The 19,200-nt window shown below is 63.9% G+C and carries 19 protein-coding genes; 15 read left to right on the plus strand and 4 right to left on the minus strand.

What is annotated here, in order from left to right; translation table 11 throughout:
* Positions 1-64: 64 nt before the first annotated feature.
* The 3 genes from CPH57_RS23555 to CPH57_RS23565 all read right to left on the minus strand — a co-directional run bounded on the left by CPH57_RS23555 (position 65) and on the right by CPH57_RS23565 (position 3,149).
* Entirely contained in the window at positions 65-1,177 is a 1,113-nt protein-coding gene (locus tag CPH57_RS23555) for a class II histone deacetylase (RefSeq protein WP_033641755.1), read from the minus strand.
* Positions 1,174-2,361 (minus strand): MFS transporter, encoded by a 1,188-nt coding sequence (locus CPH57_RS23560; protein WP_033641756.1) that lies wholly within the window; start codon positions 2,359-2,361, stop codon positions 1,174-1,176. The genes CPH57_RS23555 and CPH57_RS23560 overlap by 4 nt, the downstream gene beginning before the upstream one ends.
* 140 nt (positions 2,362-2,501) lie before the next feature.
* Positions 2,502-3,149 (minus strand): LuxR family transcriptional regulator, encoded by a 648-nt coding sequence (locus tag CPH57_RS23565; protein ID WP_049294794.1) that lies wholly within the window; start codon positions 3,147-3,149, stop codon positions 2,502-2,504.
* Between the two features lie 482 nt (positions 3,150-3,631).
* Between CPH57_RS23565 and CPH57_RS23570 the strand changes: the two genes are divergently transcribed.
* The 7 genes from CPH57_RS23570 (at position 3,632) to CPH57_RS23600 (ending at position 11,092) form a co-directional block, all read left to right on the plus strand.
* On the plus strand, positions 3,632-5,344 hold the full coding sequence (locus tag CPH57_RS23570; RefSeq protein WP_096242783.1) for an arylsulfatase: 1,713 nt from the start codon (positions 3,632-3,634) through the stop codon (positions 5,342-5,344).
* Positions 5,341-6,525 (plus strand): anaerobic sulfatase maturase, encoded by a 1,185-nt coding sequence (locus CPH57_RS23575; RefSeq protein ID WP_096242784.1) that lies wholly within the window; start codon positions 5,341-5,343, stop codon positions 6,523-6,525. Before CPH57_RS23570 ends, CPH57_RS23575 begins: the two co-directional genes overlap by 4 nt.
* 129 nt (positions 6,526-6,654) lie before the next feature.
* Positions 6,655-8,148, plus strand: coding sequence for an APC family permease (locus CPH57_RS23580; protein ID WP_096242785.1), 1,494 nt, complete (start codon positions 6,655-6,657; stop codon positions 8,146-8,148).
* Positions 8,123-8,713, plus strand: a complete 591-nt coding sequence (locus CPH57_RS23585) for a DUF3156 family protein (RefSeq protein WP_096242786.1) — start codon at positions 8,123-8,125, stop codon at positions 8,711-8,713. Before CPH57_RS23580 ends, CPH57_RS23585 begins: the two co-directional genes overlap by 26 nt.
* Positions 8,706-9,488 (plus strand): SDR family NAD(P)-dependent oxidoreductase, encoded by a 783-nt coding sequence (locus CPH57_RS23590; RefSeq protein ID WP_096242787.1) that lies wholly within the window; start codon positions 8,706-8,708, stop codon positions 9,486-9,488. Before CPH57_RS23585 ends, CPH57_RS23590 begins: the two co-directional genes overlap by 8 nt.
* A gap of 10 nt (positions 9,489-9,498) precedes the next feature.
* Positions 9,499-10,296 (plus strand): molybdenum cofactor biosynthesis F family protein, encoded by a 798-nt coding sequence (locus tag CPH57_RS23595; protein ID WP_004933186.1) that lies wholly within the window; start codon positions 9,499-9,501, stop codon positions 10,294-10,296.
* A gap of 4 nt (positions 10,297-10,300) precedes the next feature.
* Positions 10,301-11,092, plus strand: a complete 792-nt coding sequence (locus CPH57_RS23600; protein WP_096242788.1) for an SDR family oxidoreductase — start codon at positions 10,301-10,303, stop codon at positions 11,090-11,092.
* A 104-nt stretch (positions 11,093-11,196) separates the two neighbouring features.
* Here the strand turns inward: CPH57_RS23600 and hpaR are convergent, their stop codons facing one another.
* The gene (gene hpaR / locus CPH57_RS23605) at positions 11,197-11,649 is read right to left on the minus strand and encodes a homoprotocatechuate degradation operon regulator HpaR (RefSeq protein WP_042783637.1); all 453 of its coding nucleotides are present in this window, start codon (positions 11,647-11,649) and stop codon (positions 11,197-11,199) included.
* Between the two features lie 328 nt (positions 11,650-11,977).
* Here hpaR and CPH57_RS23610 point away from each other — a divergent pair, with 328 nt between their 5' ends.
* From CPH57_RS23610 to hpaX, 8 genes are all read left to right on the plus strand, one after another.
* Positions 11,978-12,610 (plus strand): fumarylacetoacetate hydrolase family protein, encoded by a 633-nt coding sequence (locus CPH57_RS23610; protein WP_047572761.1) that lies wholly within the window; start codon positions 11,978-11,980, stop codon positions 12,608-12,610.
* Complete coding sequence (locus tag CPH57_RS23615) at positions 12,607-13,371, plus strand: fumarylacetoacetate hydrolase family protein (RefSeq protein WP_096242789.1); 765 nt, start codon at positions 12,607-12,609, stop codon at positions 13,369-13,371. The genes CPH57_RS23610 and CPH57_RS23615 overlap by 4 nt, the downstream gene beginning before the upstream one ends.
* Complete coding sequence (hpaE, locus tag CPH57_RS23620) at positions 13,368-14,822, plus strand: 5-carboxymethyl-2-hydroxymuconate semialdehyde dehydrogenase (RefSeq protein WP_033651367.1); 1,455 nt, start codon at positions 13,368-13,370, stop codon at positions 14,820-14,822. The genes CPH57_RS23615 and hpaE overlap by 4 nt, the downstream gene beginning before the upstream one ends.
* Before the next feature lie 50 nt (positions 14,823-14,872).
* On the plus strand, positions 14,873-15,730 hold the full coding sequence (gene hpaD, locus CPH57_RS23625) for a 3,4-dihydroxyphenylacetate 2,3-dioxygenase (protein ID WP_015376537.1): 858 nt from the start codon (positions 14,873-14,875) through the stop codon (positions 15,728-15,730).
* Between the two features lie 9 nt (positions 15,731-15,739).
* A complete protein-coding gene (locus CPH57_RS23630) occupies positions 15,740-16,126 on the plus strand; it encodes a 5-carboxymethyl-2-hydroxymuconate Delta-isomerase (RefSeq protein WP_004933172.1) in 387 nt (128 codons plus the stop codon).
* A gap of 14 nt (positions 16,127-16,140) precedes the next feature.
* Positions 16,141-16,944 carry a 2-oxo-hept-4-ene-1,7-dioate hydratase gene (hpaH, locus tag CPH57_RS23635; protein ID WP_033641768.1) on the plus strand — a complete coding sequence of 268 codons (804 nt, stop codon included), beginning with the start codon at positions 16,141-16,143 and terminating at the stop codon, positions 16,942-16,944.
* Between the two features lie 76 nt (positions 16,945-17,020).
* Complete coding sequence (hpaI, locus tag CPH57_RS23640) at positions 17,021-17,815, plus strand: 4-hydroxy-2-oxoheptanedioate aldolase (RefSeq protein WP_033641769.1); 795 nt, start codon at positions 17,021-17,023, stop codon at positions 17,813-17,815.
* Positions 17,816-17,818: 3 nt separating this feature from the next.
* Complete coding sequence (gene hpaX, locus CPH57_RS23645) at positions 17,819-19,189, plus strand: 4-hydroxyphenylacetate permease (protein WP_096242790.1); 1,371 nt, start codon at positions 17,819-17,821, stop codon at positions 19,187-19,189.
* The last annotated feature ends 11 nt before the right edge of the window (positions 19,190-19,200 follow it).

Raw genomic sequence — 19,200 nt, forward strand, 5'->3', positions numbered from 1 at the left:
TCAGCGTAGCGGCTGGCGGCGAGGTTGTCAGGGGCGCCGGGTGCGGCGCCCGCAGAGAGGGGGGTTACAGGCCGAACTGGCGCGCCAACGCGTCGAGCGCTTCGCGCTGGAAGCGGTTGAACGCGTCGCGCGGCTGCTGTTGCTGGATGAACGCCAGCAGCGGATCCTGCACTTCCGTGCGCACGCCGCTCAGCTGTTCCATCACCGCCAGCCCGCAGAACGGCACGTAGGATTCGGCGTAGCCGCCTTCATGCACCATCACCAGTTTGCCGCCGCACAGCCGATCGGCGGCCTCCTGCACCAGCGCGGTCATGGCGCGGAAGCTGTCGCTGTGCAGCTGCATGCGCGCCAGCGGATCGAGCGCGTTGGCGTCGTAACCGCAGGCGACGATGATCATTTCCGGCTCGAATTTTTCCAGCGCCGGGATGATGATGCGCCGCATGGCGTGCAGGTAGCCGTCGTCGCCGGCGCCGGCCAGCATCGGCACGTTGACGTTGCAGCCCGCCCCGGCGCCTTCACCGCGATCCTGTTCGCCGGAATAGCCCGCCGGGAAGCAGCCGTCCTGATGCAGCGACAGCGTCAGCACGTCGCCGCGCCGCCAATAGATGTGCTGGGTGCCGTTGCCGTGGTGCACGTCCCAGTCGAGCACTGCCACTTTTCCGAGGCCGTAACGGGCCTTGGCGCGCTCGATGGCGATCGGGATATTGGCCAGGAAGCAGAAGCCCATCGATTGATCCGGCAGGCAGTGGTGGCCCGGCGGGCGCGACAGCGCATAGGCATTATCCAGCTCGCCCTGCAGCACCGCCTCCACCGCCGCGCAGGCCAGCCCGGCGGAGAGTTTGGCGATTTCATAGCTGCCCGGCCCCAGCGGCGCCTCTTCCCCCAGCAGGCCGCCGCCGCTGTCGCTCACCTGTTTGAAGCGCTGCAGATAGTGGGCGGGGTGGATGCGTAGCAGGTCTTCTTCCGTCGCTGGTTCGGCGCTCAGCAGGGTGAGCTGGCGCGACAGGCCGGACACGTCCATCAGGTTCTTCATGCGCCGTTTGGTTTCCGGCGATTCGGCATGGCCGGCGCCCGAGGGCGGTTGCACCCAGCCGCCGACCGGCAGGGTGGTGGCGTGCAGGCCGGTGCTGTGCCAGAAACAGCGTTCATCAAACAAGAAACCGGTTGTTCTTTTCACCTTTCTCCTCCTGTTATACGGCGCGGTGCGCGCGGTGCAGCCAGCGAAATCAACAGCAGCGACAGCAGCGCGCAGCCCAGCGCGCCGAACAGCAAGGCGTTGAAACCGCCGGAAGATTCGATCAGATAGCCGGCCAGCGTCGGGCCGATGGCCATGCCGCCGCCGATCACCAGGTTGATGCCGTTCATCAGCTTGCCGTCGTTATCCAACCCGGCGACCCGCGCCAGAATGAACGGCAGCACGAAGGTCCAGGTGAATTTGAACAGCAGGGCCGCCAGGGCGAAGCGCAGCAGCAAGGGTTGACCCACCAGCAGCGCCACGCTGGCTAGCAGCAGGGCGTAACCGAGCGCGATCGGGCGCCCGCCGCCGAAGCGCGCGCCGATCAACGCTGCGGCGCCGGCGCCGACGATGCCGAGCAAGGTGGCGACGGCCAGCACCTGGCCGCTGTGGGCCGGCGACAGCCCGGCGCCGGCGGCGATGCCGCCGATAAAGGTCCAGACCGCGCTCAGGCTGATGTAAAAGGTCAGCACCGCCAGCACGGCGCACAGCTTGCGCGTCGGCGAGGCGGCGGCTCCGCTGCGGGCGCTGCGCGCGGCGGTGAAACCGTTGGGAAACGCCGGGATGAGCGGCAGGCAGCACAACATGATGGCGGCCAAAATCAGGTAGACCGCCATCAGGCCGAAGTGCGCGAACAGCGGCGGCAGCGCCAGCAGCCCCACCGCGCCCAGCACCAGCTGGCCGAGCACCCAGAAGGCATAGACGCGGCTGGGATTGGCGGTGCCGGCGGCGCAGGTGATGCACAGGATCATCAGGGTGCCGCCCGCCAGCGAGGCGATAAAGCGCAGCGGCAGCAGCAGGGTGAAATCCTGCACCAGCGCCGAAGCCAGGTTGCCGGCGATAAACACCAGCGCCGACAGCGCAGCGACCCGCCGCCAGTTGATGCGCCCGATCCACCACCACGCCGGCAGCGTGGCCAGGCTCATGGCGCCGAGTTCGGTGGAGAACAGGCGGCCGATCTGCGCCGGGCCGAGCTGCCACTGCGCGGCGAGCTGGGCGGCCACGGCGGGGGCGGTCATCAGAATGCCCGGCGCGATGGCGGCGAAGACGATAATGGCGGTCAGCAGCCGCGGCGGGCAGGGGAGCGCCGCGCTGGCGGCGGGCGCGGAAACCGAATCACTGGACATAAACCTTATTCCCCAAGCGTTGAGTGACGATGAAATATCCCGCCCGGCCCGATTGCGGGCAGGGGGGAGCCGCGCCATAAATGGCGAATACGTTTTGGCGTTATTTTCCGGCCGCCGGCAGCGGCGGCCGTTATCGGACGTTAACCGTGGGCGAGAAAGCCGCCGGCGACCAGCTCGGTGCGGTTCACCACGTCGGTTTTGGCGAAAATATTGCGCATATGGGTTTTCACCGTGGACAGCGAAATGCCCAGCTTCAGGGCGATGCGCTTATTGCTGGCGCCTTCGCGCACCAGGTTGACGATCTCTTGCTCTTTGGCGGTCAACAGCTGCGCCTCGCTGTCGGGCAGCAGATCGCGCGTCGCCAGCTCGATCAGCGGCAGCACCGCGCGCAGGCGGCCGCGCTCCACTTCGGTAAACGGCGTATCGCGGATCAGCGACACCCCGGCGACGATGCGTTTGCGTTGGCGAATGAAAATCTCCGTCATGTCGCGCATGTCGTTCGGCAGCATAAAGTCGTGGTAATAGCGGCGGTTGCCGGCGATCGCCGCCGGGCTCATGCCGACCATGGTGATGTCCTGGCGATGGAAATTGGCCGGCTGCAGCGGGTCTATCTGTTGGAAGTGGTTCAGGTACTGCTGATGCGTTTTATCGGGCATGCCGTGCAGGATGTAGTGATCTGGCCGCAGGTCGCGATCGACCAGATAAAACACCCCGGCAGACACCGGGATCAGGTGCGTGATGGTCGCCAAACAACTGTTGATAAAGGCATCGGATGCTGTGCTGTGCATGATTCGTGTTCCTCCCTTTATCGTTCAATCTGGAGAATGTTGGCGGTCAATATATGAACGATACAAGCATAGTTGTAGCAATTTGGCAACACAATAAAAACATATTAACAACGTGAGGCCGATTGCAATAAAACACATAAATAACAAGATGACACTGCGTTAATCAGGGCTTTTCAGTTCGGATTTATCGCGATTTTCATTAATAGGTTAATGAAATAATTCGCCGCTTTTCCCGCTGAATTTACAGCGCTTTTCACTGCTTGCCTGGACGAAGCCCTCGCCGCCCTGCGCGTGCTACAACCGGCACGACCGTCGCCGCCCCTCGTTCTTAAGAACGATAGCCAGGCTTTTCCACCGCTTCCTACACTGCGAATTGAAGATAGCGCCAGGCGGCGCCAAACGTATAAGACGAAAAAATGATGACCTTTCTCGGGCTGAGGCGTCGGGTTGTTCAGTCCACATGACCATACGGGGAACGAACGATGCAGAAAAAAACGCTGGCGGTGGCGTTGAGCGGTGCCTTATCGGGCCTGGCTCAGGGGGCGGACGCCGATCGCCCCAATGTGCTGATCATTCTGGTGGACGACATGGGCTATTCCGACATCAGCCCGTTCGGCGGCGAGATACCGACCCCCAACCTGCAGGCGCTGGCCGAACGGGGCGTGCGCATGAGCCAGTACTACACCTCGCCGATGTCGGCGCCGGCGCGGTCGATGCTGATGACCGGCAACACCAATCAGCAGGCCGGCATGGGCGGCATGTGGTGGTATGAGAGCACCGCCGCGCAGCCGGGCTATGAAATGCGGCTGACCGACCGCGTGACCACATTGCCGGAGCGTTTTCGCGACGCGGGTTACGCCACCATGATGGCGGGCAAATGGCACCTGGGCTATGTCGACGGCGCCAAACCGACCGATCGCGGCTTCGAGCGCGCCTTCGCCTTTATGGGCGGCGGCACCAGCCATTTCGACGATGCGAAACCGCTGGGCACCGTGGAGGCGTTCCACACCTTCTACACCCTGAACGGCAAACGCGTGCCGTTGCCCAAAGATTTCTACTCCAGCAAGGCCTATGCCGATCAGCTGGAACAGTGGATCCGCGATACGCCGCAGAATAAGCCCGTCTTCGCCTATCTGGCGTTCACCGCGCCGCACGATCCATTGCAGGCGCCGGATGACTGGATCGCCAAATTCGACGGCAAATACGACGCCGGTTACCAGCAGGCCTATCAGCAGCGCATTCAGCGCCTGAAAGCGCTGGGGTTGATTTCCGATCGCACGCCGATACCGACGCTGGCGCTGGATAAGGCCTGGAACGCGCTGACGCCCGAGCAGCAAAAATATGAAGCCAAGACCATGCAGGTGTACGCGGCGATGATTGCTTACATGGACGATCAGGTTGGCGCGGTGCTGAACACCCTGAAGCAGACCGGCCGCGACCAAAATACGGTGATCGTGTTCGCCACCGACAACGGCGCCAACCCGGCCAGCGGCTTCTACTACGGCTCGAAGCCGGAGTATTGGCGGCAGTTCGACAACAGCTACGCCAACCTCGGCCGCAAGGGATCGTTCATTTCCTACGGGCCGCACTGGGCCAACGTCAGCAATGCGCCGTACGCCAACTACCACAAAACCACCAGCGCGCAGGGCGGCATCAATACCGATTTCATCATCTCCGCGCCGCGGCTGAAGGGGCGCGGCGGCATCGACCGTACGCCGATGGCGGTGTATGACATCGCCCCGACGCTGTACGACTATGCCGGCATCGACGCCAACAAACCGCTGAAGGCCAAACCGACGCTGCCGATGGTCGGTGTCAGCTTCAAGCGCTATTTCAGCGGCGAGGCCAACGGCGTGCCGCGCGCGACCTACGGCGTGGAGTTGCATAACCAGGCCGCCTATGTGGACGGCGTCTGGAAGCTGCGGCGGTTGGTGAAGGCCGGGCCGACGGCGCAGATGGCGCCGTGGGGGCTGTTCAACCTGCATGACGACCCGCTGGAAACGCGCGATCTGGCCGCCGCCAACCCGGATCAAGTCAAACGGCTGAGCGAGGCGTATCGCCGCTTTGCGCTGCAGGGCATGGTCATTGAAGCCAAAGGCGCAGCGATCGACTACCTCGGCGTAGACGCCAGCACCGGCGACTACATTGGCTTGGATCCGCAGACCCACAAACCGTTACCGCAGGCGGCACCATGAACCTGGCCCAGCTGCGCGCGCAGCAGATCCCGGTAGAGAGCGAACCGCGCGCGGCGGCGCCTTTTCATTTGCTGGTGAAGCCGATCGGCGCCGGCTGCAACCTGGGTTGCCGCTACTGCTACTACCCGCAGCGCCAGCAGGAGCGGACGCGCAAGATGGACGACGACCTGCTGGCGGAATTTATCCGCGGCTACATCGCCGCCCAGCCGCGTTACAGCCGCGAGATCAACTTCGTCTGGCAGGGCGGTGAGCCGCTGCTGGCGGGGATCGGTTTTTACAAGCGGGCGCTGGCGTTGCAGCGCCGCTACGCGCCGCCGGGCGTGCGGATCAGCAACAGCCTGCAGACCAACGGTACCTTGCTGAACGACGCCTGGTGCCGGCTGTTCCGGCAGCATCACTTTATCCTCGGCGTCAGCCTGGACGGCGATCGCGAGGTGCAGGACGCCCACCGGCCGGACAAGCGCGGCGGCGCCAGCTATGACGCCGCGTTGCGCGGCATTGCGTTGTTGCAGCGCCATCAGATCGACTTCAACCTGCTGATGGTGGTGCACGACGGCGTCGCGGATCGCGCCGAGGCGATCTACGATCATGCGGTGGCGATCGGGGCGCGTTATCTGCAGTTTCAGCCGCTGATGCTGGAAGGGGATGCGCCCACCGCCGGTTACGGACTGAGCGCCGCCAACTGGGGGCGCTTCATGCTGGCGGTGTACCGCCGCTGGCGTAGCCGCGGACACGTTGGCCGGGTCTTCGTGATGAACATCGAACAGGTCTACGCGCAGTATTTCACCCACGTCAGCCCCAGCTGCGTGCACGCCGAACGCTGCGGCGGCAATCTGGTGATGGAGCCGGACGGGCGGCTTTACGCCTGCGATCATCTGATCAATGCGCAGCATCTGCTCGGCCATGCCGATCGCCACACGCCGCTCGCCACCCTGGCGGCAAGGGCGGTGGAAATGCCGTTCGGTAAAAACAAGAGCCTGCGCCGCGAGTGCCAACGCTGCAGCGTGAAAAGCGTCTGCCAGGGCGGCTGCCCGGCGCATGTGGGCGAAGATCGCTACAACCGGCTGTGCGCCGGCTATTACGCCTTCTTTTCCGCGCTGCTGGCGCCGCTGCGCGCCTACCCGCGCAGCCCGCAGGGGGCGATGCAATGGCGCGCCGCCGTGAGCGCCACCGCAGGTTGAAACCGTCTCGTCCTTAAGGACGATAGTCAGCATTTTCCTTTCCTCTCTATAGTGAGATTACCGCCGCTGGCGGTGAAAAACCTGCAAGCACCTGCATGCATCAGGCCAAAACTATAAGAGGAAATAACCATGAACCTGTCGTCGCGGTTGCACGCCCACCTGGCTCGAGGCAAGGTCGGCTTTCCCACCACCCTGGCCAGTTCGGTCGGGGTGATCATGGCCAGCCCGGTGATCCTGACGGTCACCAGCGGCTTCGGCATCGGCGGCGACACCTTCGCGCTGGCGATGCTGATCGCCTTCATCATGATGCAGGCGCAGCTCACCACCTTCTCCGAAGCGGCGTCGCTGCTGCCAACCTCCGGTTCGGTTTACGACTACATCTCCTGCGGCATGGGGCGCTTTTTCGCCATCACCGGCGCGCTGTCGGCCTACCTGATCGTGCACATCTTCGCCGGCACCGCCGAGACCATTCTCTCCGGCATCATGGCGCTGGTGAACTTCGAGCACCTCAACACCCTGATGGAAAGCCACAATGCCTCCTGGATGGTCGGCGTCGGGCTGGTAATCGTGTTCGGCCTGCTCAACGCGTTCGGCATCGAGGCCTTCGGCAAGGCGGAGATCGTGCTGACCTTCGCCATGTGGAGCACGCTGGTGATTTTCGGCATCGTCGGGCTGCTGTCGCCGCATGCGGTGCCGCTCGAGGGCTGGTTCGGCAGCACGCTGAGCCTGAACGATCCCTTCGCGGTGTTCAGCCTGATCGGCATGGCGATGTTCATGTTCGTCGGCTGTGAGCTGGTGACGCCGATGGCGCCGGAGATCAAACGCTGCGATCGGGTGATCCCGCGCGCGATGGCGCTGGGGCTGTGCGGCGTGGCGGTGTGCATGGCACTGTATGGCGCGGCGCTCAGCCATCAGGTGGAAAACGTGGTGATCGACGCCGCCAGCGGCACGCGCCTGCTGGAAACGCCGATGGCCATCCCGGCGTTCGCCGGCCAGGTGATGGGCCAGTTCGGCAAATACTGGCTGGGCGTCGGCCTGCTGCTGGCGGGCGCCGCGACCATCAACACGCTGATGGCGGCGGTGCCGCGCATTCTGTACGGCATGGCGCTGGACGGCGCGCTGCCGCGCATGTTCGCTTATCTGCACCCGCGCTTTAAAACGCCGGTGGTCGGCATTCTGGTGGCGGTGTTGATCCCCTGCGTACACGCCTTCGCCATTCAGGGCAACCTCGACAGGATCATTCCGCTGGTGCTGGCGGCGGTGTGCGCCTGGGGCGTGGCCTACCTGCTGGTGACCTGCTCGGTGGTGATCCTGCGCGTGCGCCGCCCCGACCTGCCGCGCGCCTATAAATCGCCGTGGTTCCCGCTGCCGCAAATCGTCTCCAGCGTCGGCATCGTGCTGGCCATCGTCTACATCACGCCGCCGGGGATGAACCCGAGCGACATCTACATTCCCTTTGGCTGGATGATCGGCCTGACCGCCGCCTATGCGCTGTTCTGGACGCTGTGCGTGCAGAAAGTGAATCCGTTCAAGCCGGTGCCAGTCGAGCAGGTGCTGGAGAACGCGTTCGCCAAGGGTGAAAACGAGGAGGCGCAGTTTGATCGGCTTACTTCCCTCATTTAATCGCGCCTGGCGGCGCGCGCCGTCGGGCTATCGGCCGGGCGCCGCGCTGGATCGTCTGGCGCGCAATCTGGAACCCTACGCGTGCGAACGCCTGGCGCCGGGCCTGCTGCGGCTGACGCTACCGCAGGGGCCGCAGATCGAGATCGGTGAACAGGTGCAGGGGCTGTTTATGGCGCATATCGTCAGCCACCGCTTTCGGTTGCAGGGCACGTGCGCAGCGCAGCCTCCGCTGACGCTGGACGTGGTGACCGGCGGCTGGCTGCGGCGGCGCGGGGTGCGTTATCTGTTGCGCCAGCGCCATGCGGCCGCGCAGCGGGTGCTGGACGGCCTGCAGCGCTACCCGCAGATCGGCGAGACGCTGGCGCAGCTGGATTTTCGCCGCGTGCGGCTGACGGTGAACGACGGGCGCTGGCAGGTGGATATCGAGCATTTCGCCGCGTCGGAGGTGGTCAGCCGTTTACCGGCCGGCCGCCGCTATCTGCGGCTGGATGCCGAACAGCGGCGGCTGCTGTTGAGCAGCCTGCTGATGATCGGCCAACTGATGGAGAAGCTGAATCATGAATAGAGTGGTTGTGATTACCGGCGGCGGTACCGGCGTCGGCGCCGCCTGCGCCCGCCTGCTGGCGGCGCAGGGCGATCGGGTGTTCATCATCGGCCGCCGCCCGGAACCGCTGGCGGCGCTGGCGCAAGAGATCGGCGCGCAGGCGCTGGTGGGCGACGCCGCCAGCGGCGAGAGCTGGAACCACACGCTGCTGCCGGCGATTCTGCGCGACGCCGGGCGCATCGACTGCCTGATCGGCAGCGCCGGCGGCATGGGCTTCAAGCGCATCACCGAGATGACCGACGCGCAGTGGCAAGGGGCGATGGACAGCAACCTCAACAGCGCTTTCGCCAGCGCGCGCGCCTGCCTGCCGGAGCTGATTAAAAGCGGCGGCAACCTGCTGTTCGTGGCCTCGATCGCCTCGCTGGCCACCGGGCCGGAGGTCTGCGGCTACGTCACCGCCAAGCACGCGCTGATCGGCCTGATGCGCTCCATCGCCCGCGACTATGGCCCGCTGGGCGTGCGCGCCAACGCGGTGTGCCCGGGCTGGGTGACCACGCCGATGGCGGACGAAGAGATGCAGCTGTTGATGGACGCCCATCAGATTTCGCTGGAGCAGGCTTACCAGATGGTCTGCCGCGACGTGCCGCTGCGCCGGCCGGCCAGCGCCGAGGAGATCGCCCGCGTCTGCCGTTTCCTCTGCTCCAGCGAAGCTTCAATCATTACCGGCGCGACGCTGGTGGCCGACGGCGGCTCCACCATTGTCGATGTGCCGACCCTGGCTTTCACTTCCCTATAAGGAGCATTCCATGAGTTCAGAAGCGGTATTCATTCAGGTTGGCGCGCTGGCGGAAGGCTTTGCGCCGCACAGCAATACGCTGGAACGCCAGCACGGCCTGGCGGGCACCACGCTGACGCTGCGTTTCAGCGACGGCGCGACGCAGCGCTGCCGGTTTACCGACGAGCAGACGCTGGAGTGGGGCGAACGGCGCGGCGTCGCCTATCGCGCCACCAGCATTCGCCCCGGCGTGCTGTTCATCGATTTTCTCGATCCTGCCCGCGCCAACGCCAGCATTACGCTGGTATGCGACCGCAATCAGGGCAACTTCACTGCGGTATACGGCCAGCTGCCGGACGAAGCGCAGGCGCGGCTCGACGCCTTCAGCCGGGTGGAGCAGGGGCTGCCGCTGACCGCGGTCGAGGCCGAATTCCGCTTCGGCACGCTGGATGACGCCGACGTGGCGCCACCGGGCTTTACCGATGAGCTGATCGGCATGCGCAACATGTACACCTACAGCCCGACCGAACGGTACGAGCACATCTACCTGAACGACAACTTCTACGCCTGGCAGTGTCTGGACGGAGTGGAGAAGGGGCTGGCGGACGTCGATCGCTGCCACTACGTGAAGGTGGCGGAGCAGCTTTATCTGTTCGTCTGGCGCGAGAAAATCATCCCGACGCTGGGCGTGGTGATGATCGATCTGCAGGGCATGCGCACCGACGGCAAAATCCTCGGTTATCAGGGCAGCGATTTCAGCGCGCTGAGCAACTTTGCGGTCGGTGCCCACGCACAGGTGCTGAACACCACGCGCCACCCGCGAGGATAGGCCGATGAGCGCAACCTATGCGGCCGACGCCTTCGCCGGGCAGGCGGTGCTGGTGACCGGCGGCGCGCAGGGCATTGGGCTGGCGATCGTCAGCGCCTTTGCCCGGCTGGGCGCCGAGGTGACGATCGCGGACGTGCAGCTGCCGCAGGCGCAGGCGGCGGCGCAAACGCTGCGGGGCGAAGGGTGGAACGTACAGGCGCTGGCCTGCGATCTGGCCGAGCCGGGGCAGATTGCCGAGTTGGTGGCGGCGGTGGGCGAGCGGCACCAACGGCTGGACGTGGTGATCCACAACGCCGCCTATTTTCCGCTGACGCCGTTCGCCGCCATCGACGCGGCCCTGTTGCAACGCACGCTGAGCGTCAATCTGATGGCGCCGTTCTTTCTGGCGCAGGCGGCGCTGCCGTGGATGCGCCGCGCCGGCGGCGGCAGCCTGCTGGTGACCTCGTCGGTGACCGGCCCGCGGGTGGCGTATCCGGGACTGGCGCATTACGCCGCCTCCAAGGCCGGGGTAAACGGCTTTATTCGCGCGGCGGCGCTGGAGTTGGCGGCGGAGAACATTCGCGTCAACGGCGTGGAGCCGGGGATGATCCGCACGCCGGCGATGGCCAACCTGGGCGACGCGCAGGTGAATCAGGCGATCGCCGCCGCGGTGCCGCTCGGGCGGCTGGGGGAACCGGAAGACATCGCCGCGGCGATGGTGTTTCTCGCCTCGCCGGCGGCGGCCTACATCACCGGCCAGACGCTGGTGGTGGACGGCGGCGCGCTGTTGCCGGAAACGAATGCTCTGCTTACTTGACGCAGCCACGCACCCCCGTCGCTTACTTGAGTAAGCGACGGGGGATTTACGCTTTGGCCGCCTGGCTGCAACGCCAATTAATGTGAGAATTCCGGTTGGTTAAATCACTTCTTGGCGGGATGCGCGGTGACGTTGGCGGGCAGGCTGTCGCCCAGGGTGATCAGCTCGTCCAGCAACGTCATCAACTGGTCCATTTTTTGCCGCGAAAAGGCGGCTTCAATCTCGGCGTAGCCTTGCTCCACCTGATGGCGCGCCACTTCATACAGCTCCTGACCCTGCTGGGTCAGCGACACGTACAGCTTGCGCTGATCGTTGACCGGTTTGAGGCGGAAGATCAGCTTATCGCGCTCCATGCGCGACAGAATGCCGGTCAGGCTGGGACGCAGGATGCAGGTTTCCGCCGCCAGTTCGTGGAATTCGATCGAACGGCTGTTGGCCAGCACGCGGATGATGCGCCACTGCTGCTCGGTGAGATTGTGGCTTTTCAGGATCGGGCGGAAGAACCCCATGGCGGTTTCACGCGCCTGCAGCAGGGCGATGGTTAACGATTCATGCATAAGTTTGGCCTTAGCTATCAAGGTGTTCGTTGTTACGGCGCTCGTTATGGGGGCGCCTGCCCCGCAAAGCCCGATTTTGTTAATAACTTAATAGTAGCCAAAGTTACCCGTAGGGATAAAGCAAAAATGCGAGGCGCAGCTAAAAATGGCGTGAAAAATGGTTAATGCATTGAATAATCACGCTAATGTTCGTAATTTGTGAATATTTTGTTATCACGATCACAAATCACTCCAAGCGCGTTGCGTAAAAGCTGCACAGCGTATAAAAGTAATCATTAATATATTAATGAATGCCGGTTGTCATGTTTTTGCCATTGGAGGAGTTCGCATGAAAGGCACCGTATTTTCCGTTGCGCTGAACCACCGCAGCCAACTGGACGCCTGGGATCAGGCGTTTCACCAGCCGCCGTATCAAACCCCGCCCAAAACCCCGGTGTGGTTTATCAAACCGCGCAATACCCACCTCGCCAACGGCGGGGCGATCCCGTTTCCGGCCGGTGAAACCGTGCAGAGCGGCGGCACGCTGGCGGTGATCATCGGCGACACCGCGCGCAAGGTGCCGGCGGCGCAGGTGAGCCGTTATCTGGCCGGTTACGCGCTGGCCAACGACGTCAGCCTGCCGGAGAGCAGCTTCTATCGCCCGGCGATCAAGGCCAAATGCCGCGACGGCTTCTGCCCGCTGGGGGAGATGGGGCAGTTGGAGAACGCCGATCGGCTGGAGATCGTCACCGAGATCAACGGCGTGGAGCAGGATCGCTGGTCCACCGCCGATCTGGTGCGCTCGGTGCCGGAGCTGATCGCCGCCATCAGCGACTTCATCACTCTGCAGCCGGGCGATGCGGTGCTGATCGGCACCCCGCACCAGCGGGTGGAGATCAAACCGGGGGATGAGGTGACGGTGCGCGCCGCCGGCCTGCCCACTCTGACCAACCGCGTCACCCAGGCAGGAGCCGCATCATGAAACATGCTCGTATTCGCCATCATGGCCAGGTCTTCAACGTGCAGGTGGATGACCAGCTGCGCGTCACGCTGCCGAACGGCGAGGTGCTGCAGGAGCGCGAAGTGGAATGGCTGCCGCCGGCGCAGGGCACGGTGTTCGCCCTGGGGCTGAACTATGCCGACCACGCCAGCGAGCTGGAATTCAAGGCGCCGGAAGAACCGCTGGTGTTCCTCAAGGCGCCGAACACCCTGACCGGGCACCGTCAGGTGTCGGTACGCCCGGCCGGCGTGGAGTACATGCATTACGAAGCCGAGCTGGTGGCGGTGATCGGCAAGACCGCGCGCAACGTCAGCCGTGAGCACGCCATGGAGTACGTGGCGGGTTACACCCTGTGTAACGACTACGCCATCCGCGACTACCTGGAGAACTACTACCGGCCGAATCTGCGGGTGAAGAGCCGCGACACCCTGACGCCGATCGGGCCGTATATCGTCAATCGCGACGACGTCGCCGATCCGCATCGGCTGGCGCTCAGCACCTACGTCAACGGTGAGCTGCGCCAGCGCGGCAGCACCGCCGACATGATTTTCGACATTCCGTTCCTGATCGCCTACCTGAGCGAATTCATGACGCTGCAGCCGGGCGACATGATCGCCACCGGCACGCCGAAAGGGCTGGCCGACGTGCAGCCGGGCGACGAAGTGGTGGTGGAGATCGAGGGCATCGGCCGTTTGGTTAACCACATTATCAGTGAAAAAGATTACGAGGAGAGCCTGCGATGAAAACCATCAACCACTGGATCAACGGTAAGAACGTCGCCAGCAAAGAGTATTTCACCACCACCAACCCGGCGAACGGCGAGGTGCTGGCGGAAGTGGCCTCCGGCGGCCAGCTGGAGATAGACCAGGCGGTGGCCGCGGCGAAAGAGGCGTTCCCCAAGTGGGCGAATACGCCGATGAAAGAGCGCGCGCGCCTGATGCGCCGTTTGGGTGAACTGATCGACCAGAACGTGCCGCAGATCGCCGAAATGGAAACCGCCGACACCGGTCTGCCTATCCATCAGACCAAAAACGTGCTGATCCCGCGCGCCTCGCACAACTTCGAATTTTTCGCCGAGGTGTGCCAGCAGATGAACGGCAAGACCTACCCGGTGGACGACAAGATGCTCAACTACACGCTGGTGCAGCCGGTGGGGGTATGCGCGCTGGTGTCGCCGTGGAACGTGCCGTTCATGACCGCCACCTGGAAAACCGCGCCTTGCCTGGCGCTGGGCAACACGGCGGTGCTGAAAATGTCCGAACTGTCGCCGCTGACTGCCGATCGCCTGGGCGAGCTGGCTCTGGAAGCCGGCATTCCGGCCGGGGTGCTGAACGTGGTGCAGGGCTACGGCGCCACCGCCGGCGACGCATTGGTGCGCCATAAAGACGTGCGCGCGGTCTCCTTCACCGGCGGCACCGCCACCGGCCGGCGCATCATCGAAAGCGCCGGGCTGAAGAAATTCTCCATGGAGCTCGGCGGCAAGTCGCCGGTGCTGATCTTTGAAGACGCCGACATCGAGCGGGCGCTCGACGCCGCGCTGTTCACCATCTTCTCGATCAACGGCGAACGCTGCACCGCCGGTTCGCGCATCTTCATTCAGGAGAGCATCTACCCGGAATTCGTCAAACGTTTCGCCGAGCGCGCCAACCGTCTGCGCGTCGGCGATCCGCAAGATCCCAACACCCAGGTGGGCGCGTTGATCAGCCCGCAGCACTGGGAAAAAGTCTCCGGCTATATCCGCCTCGGGGTGGAGGAAGGGGCGACCCTGTTGGCCGGCGGCCCGGATAAACCGGCCGGCTTGAGCCACGGCAACTTCCTGCGCCCGACGGTGCTGGCGGATGTCGACAACCGGATGCGCGTGGCGCAGGAGGAGATTTTCGGGCCGGTGGCCTGCCTGCTGCCGTTCAAATCAGAAGAAGACGGCCTGCGCATGGCCAACGACGTGGAGTACGGCCTGGCGTCGTACATCTGGACGCAGGATGTGAGCAAGGTTCTGCGCCTGGCCCGCGGCATTGAAGCGGGCATGGTTTTCGTCAACACCCAAAACGTACGCGATCTGCGCCAACCGTTCGGCGGCGTGAAAGCCTCCGGCACCGGCCGCGAAGGCGGGGAATACAGCTTCGAAGTGTTCGCCGAGATGAAGAACGTGTGCATTTCCATGGGTGATCACCCGATCCCACGCTGGGGCGTTTAATCAGGCCCCGGCATCGTTCACGGAATCATTTTTGTTTCATGTGAGGACTTATGGGTAAGTTAGCGTTAGCCGCCAAGATTACACATGTGCCATCGATGTATCTGTCGGAAATCCCTGGGAAAAACTTTGGCTGCCGGCAGGCGGCCATCGACGGCCATAAAGAGATCGGCGCGCGTTGCCGCGAGATGGGCGTCGACACCATCGTGGTGTTCGACACCCACTGGCTGGTGAACAGCGCCTATCACATCAACTGCAGCGCGCATTTCTCCGGCGTGTACACCAGCAACGAGCTGCCGCATTTCATCCGCGACATGACTTACGACTACGACGGCAACCCGGCGCTGGGCCAGCTGATCGCCGATGAGGCCTGCAAGCGGGGCGTACGCGCCAAGGCGCACGACATCCCGAGCCTGAAGCTGGAATACGGCACGCTGGTGCCGATGCGTTACATGAACGCCGACAAGCATTTCAAGGTGGTGTCGATCTCGGCGTTTTGCACCGTGCATGACTTCGCCGACAGCCGCCGGCTGGGCGAGGCGCTCAAAAGCGCCATCGAGAAATACGACGGCACCGTGGCGGTGCTGGCCAGCGGCTCGCTGTCGCACCGCTTTATCGACGATCAGCGCGCCGAAGAGGGCATGAACAGCTACACCCGTCAGTTCGACCAGCAAATGGACGAACGGGTGGTCAAGCTCTGGGAAGAGGGGCGCTTTCGCGAGTTCTGCGAAATGCTGCCGGAGTATGCCGATTATTGCTACGGCGAAGGCAACATGCACGACACCGTGATGCTGCTGGGCCTGCTCGGCTGGGACAAGTACGACGGCAAGGTGGAGTTCATCACCCCGCTGTTCGCCAGTTCCGGCACCGGGCAGGTCAACGCCGTGTTCCCTTTGCCCGCTGAAGCCTGAGGTGTGTGAATGCCCCATTTTTACGCTGAATGTACCGACAACATCCGCCGCGAGGCGGATTTGCCCACCCTGTTCGCCAAGGTCAACGAGGCGCTGGCGGCGACCGGCATCTTCCCGCTGGCCGGCGTGCGCAGCCGGGCCATCTGGCTCGATACCTGGCAGATGGCCGACGGCAAGCAGGATTACGCCTTCGTGCACATGACGTTGAAAATCGGCCACGGCCGCAGTCTGGAAAGCCGTCAGCAGGTGGGCGAGATGCTGTTTGCGCTGATCAAGGAACACTTCGCCGCGCTGATGGCGCAGCGTTACCTGGCGCTCTCTTTCACCATGGAAGAGCTGGATCCGGTGCTGAATTACAAACAGAACAATGTCCACGCGCTGTTCAATAAAGCGTGAATAAGGGGTCGTAAATGCTGGATAAAGAGCAGGTTAACCGCGCCGTGCAGCGCCTGCATCAGGCGGAAAAGAGTCGTGAGCAGATCCGCGCGCTGTCGCTCGATCATCCCGAGATCACCATCGAAGACGCCTACGCCATTCAGCGGCAGTGGGTGGCGCTGAAGATCGCCGAGGGGCGTGCGCTCAAAGGCCACAAGATCGGCCTGACGTCGCGCGCCATGCAGGTCAGCTCGCAGATCACCGAACCGGACTACGGTGCGCTGCTGGACGACATGTTCTTCAACGACGGCAGCGATATTCCGATCGATCGCTTCATCGTGCCGCGGGTGGAGGTGGAGCTGGCGTTCGTGCTGGCCAAGCCGCTGCGTGGGCCGAACTGCACGCTGTTCGACGTCTACAACGCCACCGACTACGTCATTCCGGCGCTGGAGATCATCGACGCGCGCAGCCACAACGTCGATCCCGAGACGCAGCGGCCGCGCAAGGTGTTCGACACCATCTCCGACAACGCCGCCAACGCCGGGGTGGTGATGGGTGGGCGGCCGATCAAGCCGGATGCGCTGGATCTGCGTTGGATCTCTGCGCTGCTGTACCGCAACGGCGTGATTGAAGAGTCCGGCGTGGCGGCGGCGGTGCTCAATCATCCGGCCAACGGCGTGGCCTGGCTGGCCAACAAGCTGGCGCCGTATGAGGTGGAGCTGGAAGCGGGGCAGGTGATCCTCGGTGGTTCCTTCACCCGGCCGGTGCCGGCGCGGCGCGGCGATACTTTCCACGTCGATTACGGCCCGATGGGCTGCATCAGCTGCCGCTTCGTCTAATAAGCAGGCTCGGCGAACCGAGCCGCAATAACCGGGCGGGGGCCACGCGCCGCGCCCGCTTGTCAGGGAGAATGCGATGTTAACCAACCACTTCAAGCGAGCGCTGCAGGAAAAACGCCCGCAGATCGGGCTGTGGCTCGGGCTGTGCAGCAGCTACAGCGCCGAACTGTTGGCCGGCGCCGGTTTCGACTGGCTGCTGATCGATGGCGAACATGCGCCCAACAACGTGCAGACGGTGCTGGGGCAGCTGCAGGCGGTCGCCCCTTACCCGAGCCAGCCGGTGGTGCGGCCGCCGTGGAATGACGCGGTGATCATCAAGCAGTTGCTGGATGTCGGCGCGCAAACCTTATTGATCCCGATGATTCAGAACGCCGAACAGGCGCGCGACGCGGTGCGCGCCACGCGCTATCCGCCGCATGGCGTGCGCGGCGTCGGCAGCGCCCTGGCGCGCGCCTCGCGCTGGAACCGGGTGCCCGATTACCTGCAGCAGGCCGACGAGCAGATGTGCGTGCTGGTGCAGATTGAAACCCGCGAGGCGGTGAAAAACCTGGAGGCGATCCTGCAGGTGGAAGGGGTGGACGGCGTGTTTATCGGCCCGGCGGATCTCAGCGCCGACATGGGCTTCGCCGGTAATCCGCAGCATCCGGAGGTGCAGCGCACCATCGATGACGCCATTGCGCGCATCCGCGCTGCCGGCAAGGCGCCGGGCATTTTGATGGCCAACAAGGCGCTGGCGCAGCGCTATCTGGAAGCCGGCGCGCTGTTCGTCGCGGTAGGGGTGGATACCACCCTGCTGGCGCGGGCGGCGGAAGCCCTGGCGAACGAGTTCAAACAGGGCGGGGCGCAAGCGCCTTCATCGGGAGTCTACTGAACCATGAACCACGTCGATTCGCTGCCGCCGGCCAACCCGGCGCAGCAACATAAAGCGTTAACCGCCGCCGAGCAATCGGTGATTAAAAAGTTGTTTCGGCGCCTGATTATTTTCCTGTTCGTGTTGTTTGTTTTCTCTTTCCTCGACCGCATCAACATCGGCTTTGCCGGGCTGACGATGGGCAAGGATCTCGGCCTCAGCTCGACCATGTTCGGGCTGGCGGCGACGCTGTTCTACGCCACCTACGTGATCTTCGGCATTCCGAGCAACATGATGCTGAGCCGGGTCGGCGCGCGGCGCTGGATCGCCACCATTATGGTGCTGTGGGGCATCGCCTCCACCTGCACGATGTTCGCCACCGGGCCGACCAGCCTGTATGTGCTGCGCATGATCGTCGGCATCACCGAGGCCGGCTTCCTGCCGGGCATTCTGGTGTACCTCACCTACTGGTTCCCGGCGTTTTACCGCGCCCGGGCCAACGCCTTGTTCATGATCGCCATGCCGGTGACCATGGCGATCGGCTCGCTGGTCTCCGGCTATATTCTGGCGCTGGACGGGGTGATGAACCTGAAGGGCTGGCAGTGGCTGTTCCTGCTGGAAGGGATCCCGTCGGTGTTGCTGGGCGTGGTGGTGTGGTTCTACCTCGACGACACCCCGGCCAAGGCCAAGTGGCTGACCGACGAGGAAAAAGCCAGCCTGAAGGCGATGATGGAGGCCGACAAGCTGCAGCTGGTGCAACCCAACGGGCCGAGCAGCCACCGCGCGCTGCAGCAGCGCAGCCTGTGGCGCGAGATCTTCACGCCGATCGTGCTGATGTACACGCTGGCCTATTTCTGCCTGACCAACACCCTGAGCGCGATCAACATCTGGACGCCGCAGATCCTGCAGAGCTTCAACCAGGGCAGCAGCAACGTGACGATCGGCATTCTGGCGGCGATCCCGCAGATCTGCACCATCGCCGGCATGGTGTGGTGGAGCAAACGATCCGACAGGCTGCAGGAACGTAAGCATCACACCGCGCTGCCGTATCTGTTCGCCGCCGCCGGCTGGCTATTGGCTTCCGCCACCGATCACAGCCTGATCCAACTGCTGGGGATCGTGATGGCGTCGGTCGGTTCCTTTACCGCCATGGCGATCTTCTGGACCACGCCGGATCAGTCGATCAGCCTGGAAGCGCGGGCGGTGGGGATCGCCGTGATCAACGCCACCGGCAATATCGGATCGGCGCTCAGCCCGCTGTTGATCGGCTGGTTCAAGGACATGACCGGCAGCTTCAACTCCGGGCTGTATTTCGTCTCGACGCTGTTGATCGTCGGCGCCGTGCTGGTGTGGCGCATCCCGATGAAGGATTCGCGCCCGAGAGCGACGCCTTGATACTCAGATAG

The organism is Serratia sp. JKS000199 (assembly GCF_900215455.1).
GTDB classification, from domain to species: domain Bacteria; phylum Pseudomonadota; class Gammaproteobacteria; order Enterobacterales; family Enterobacteriaceae; genus Serratia; species Serratia ureilytica.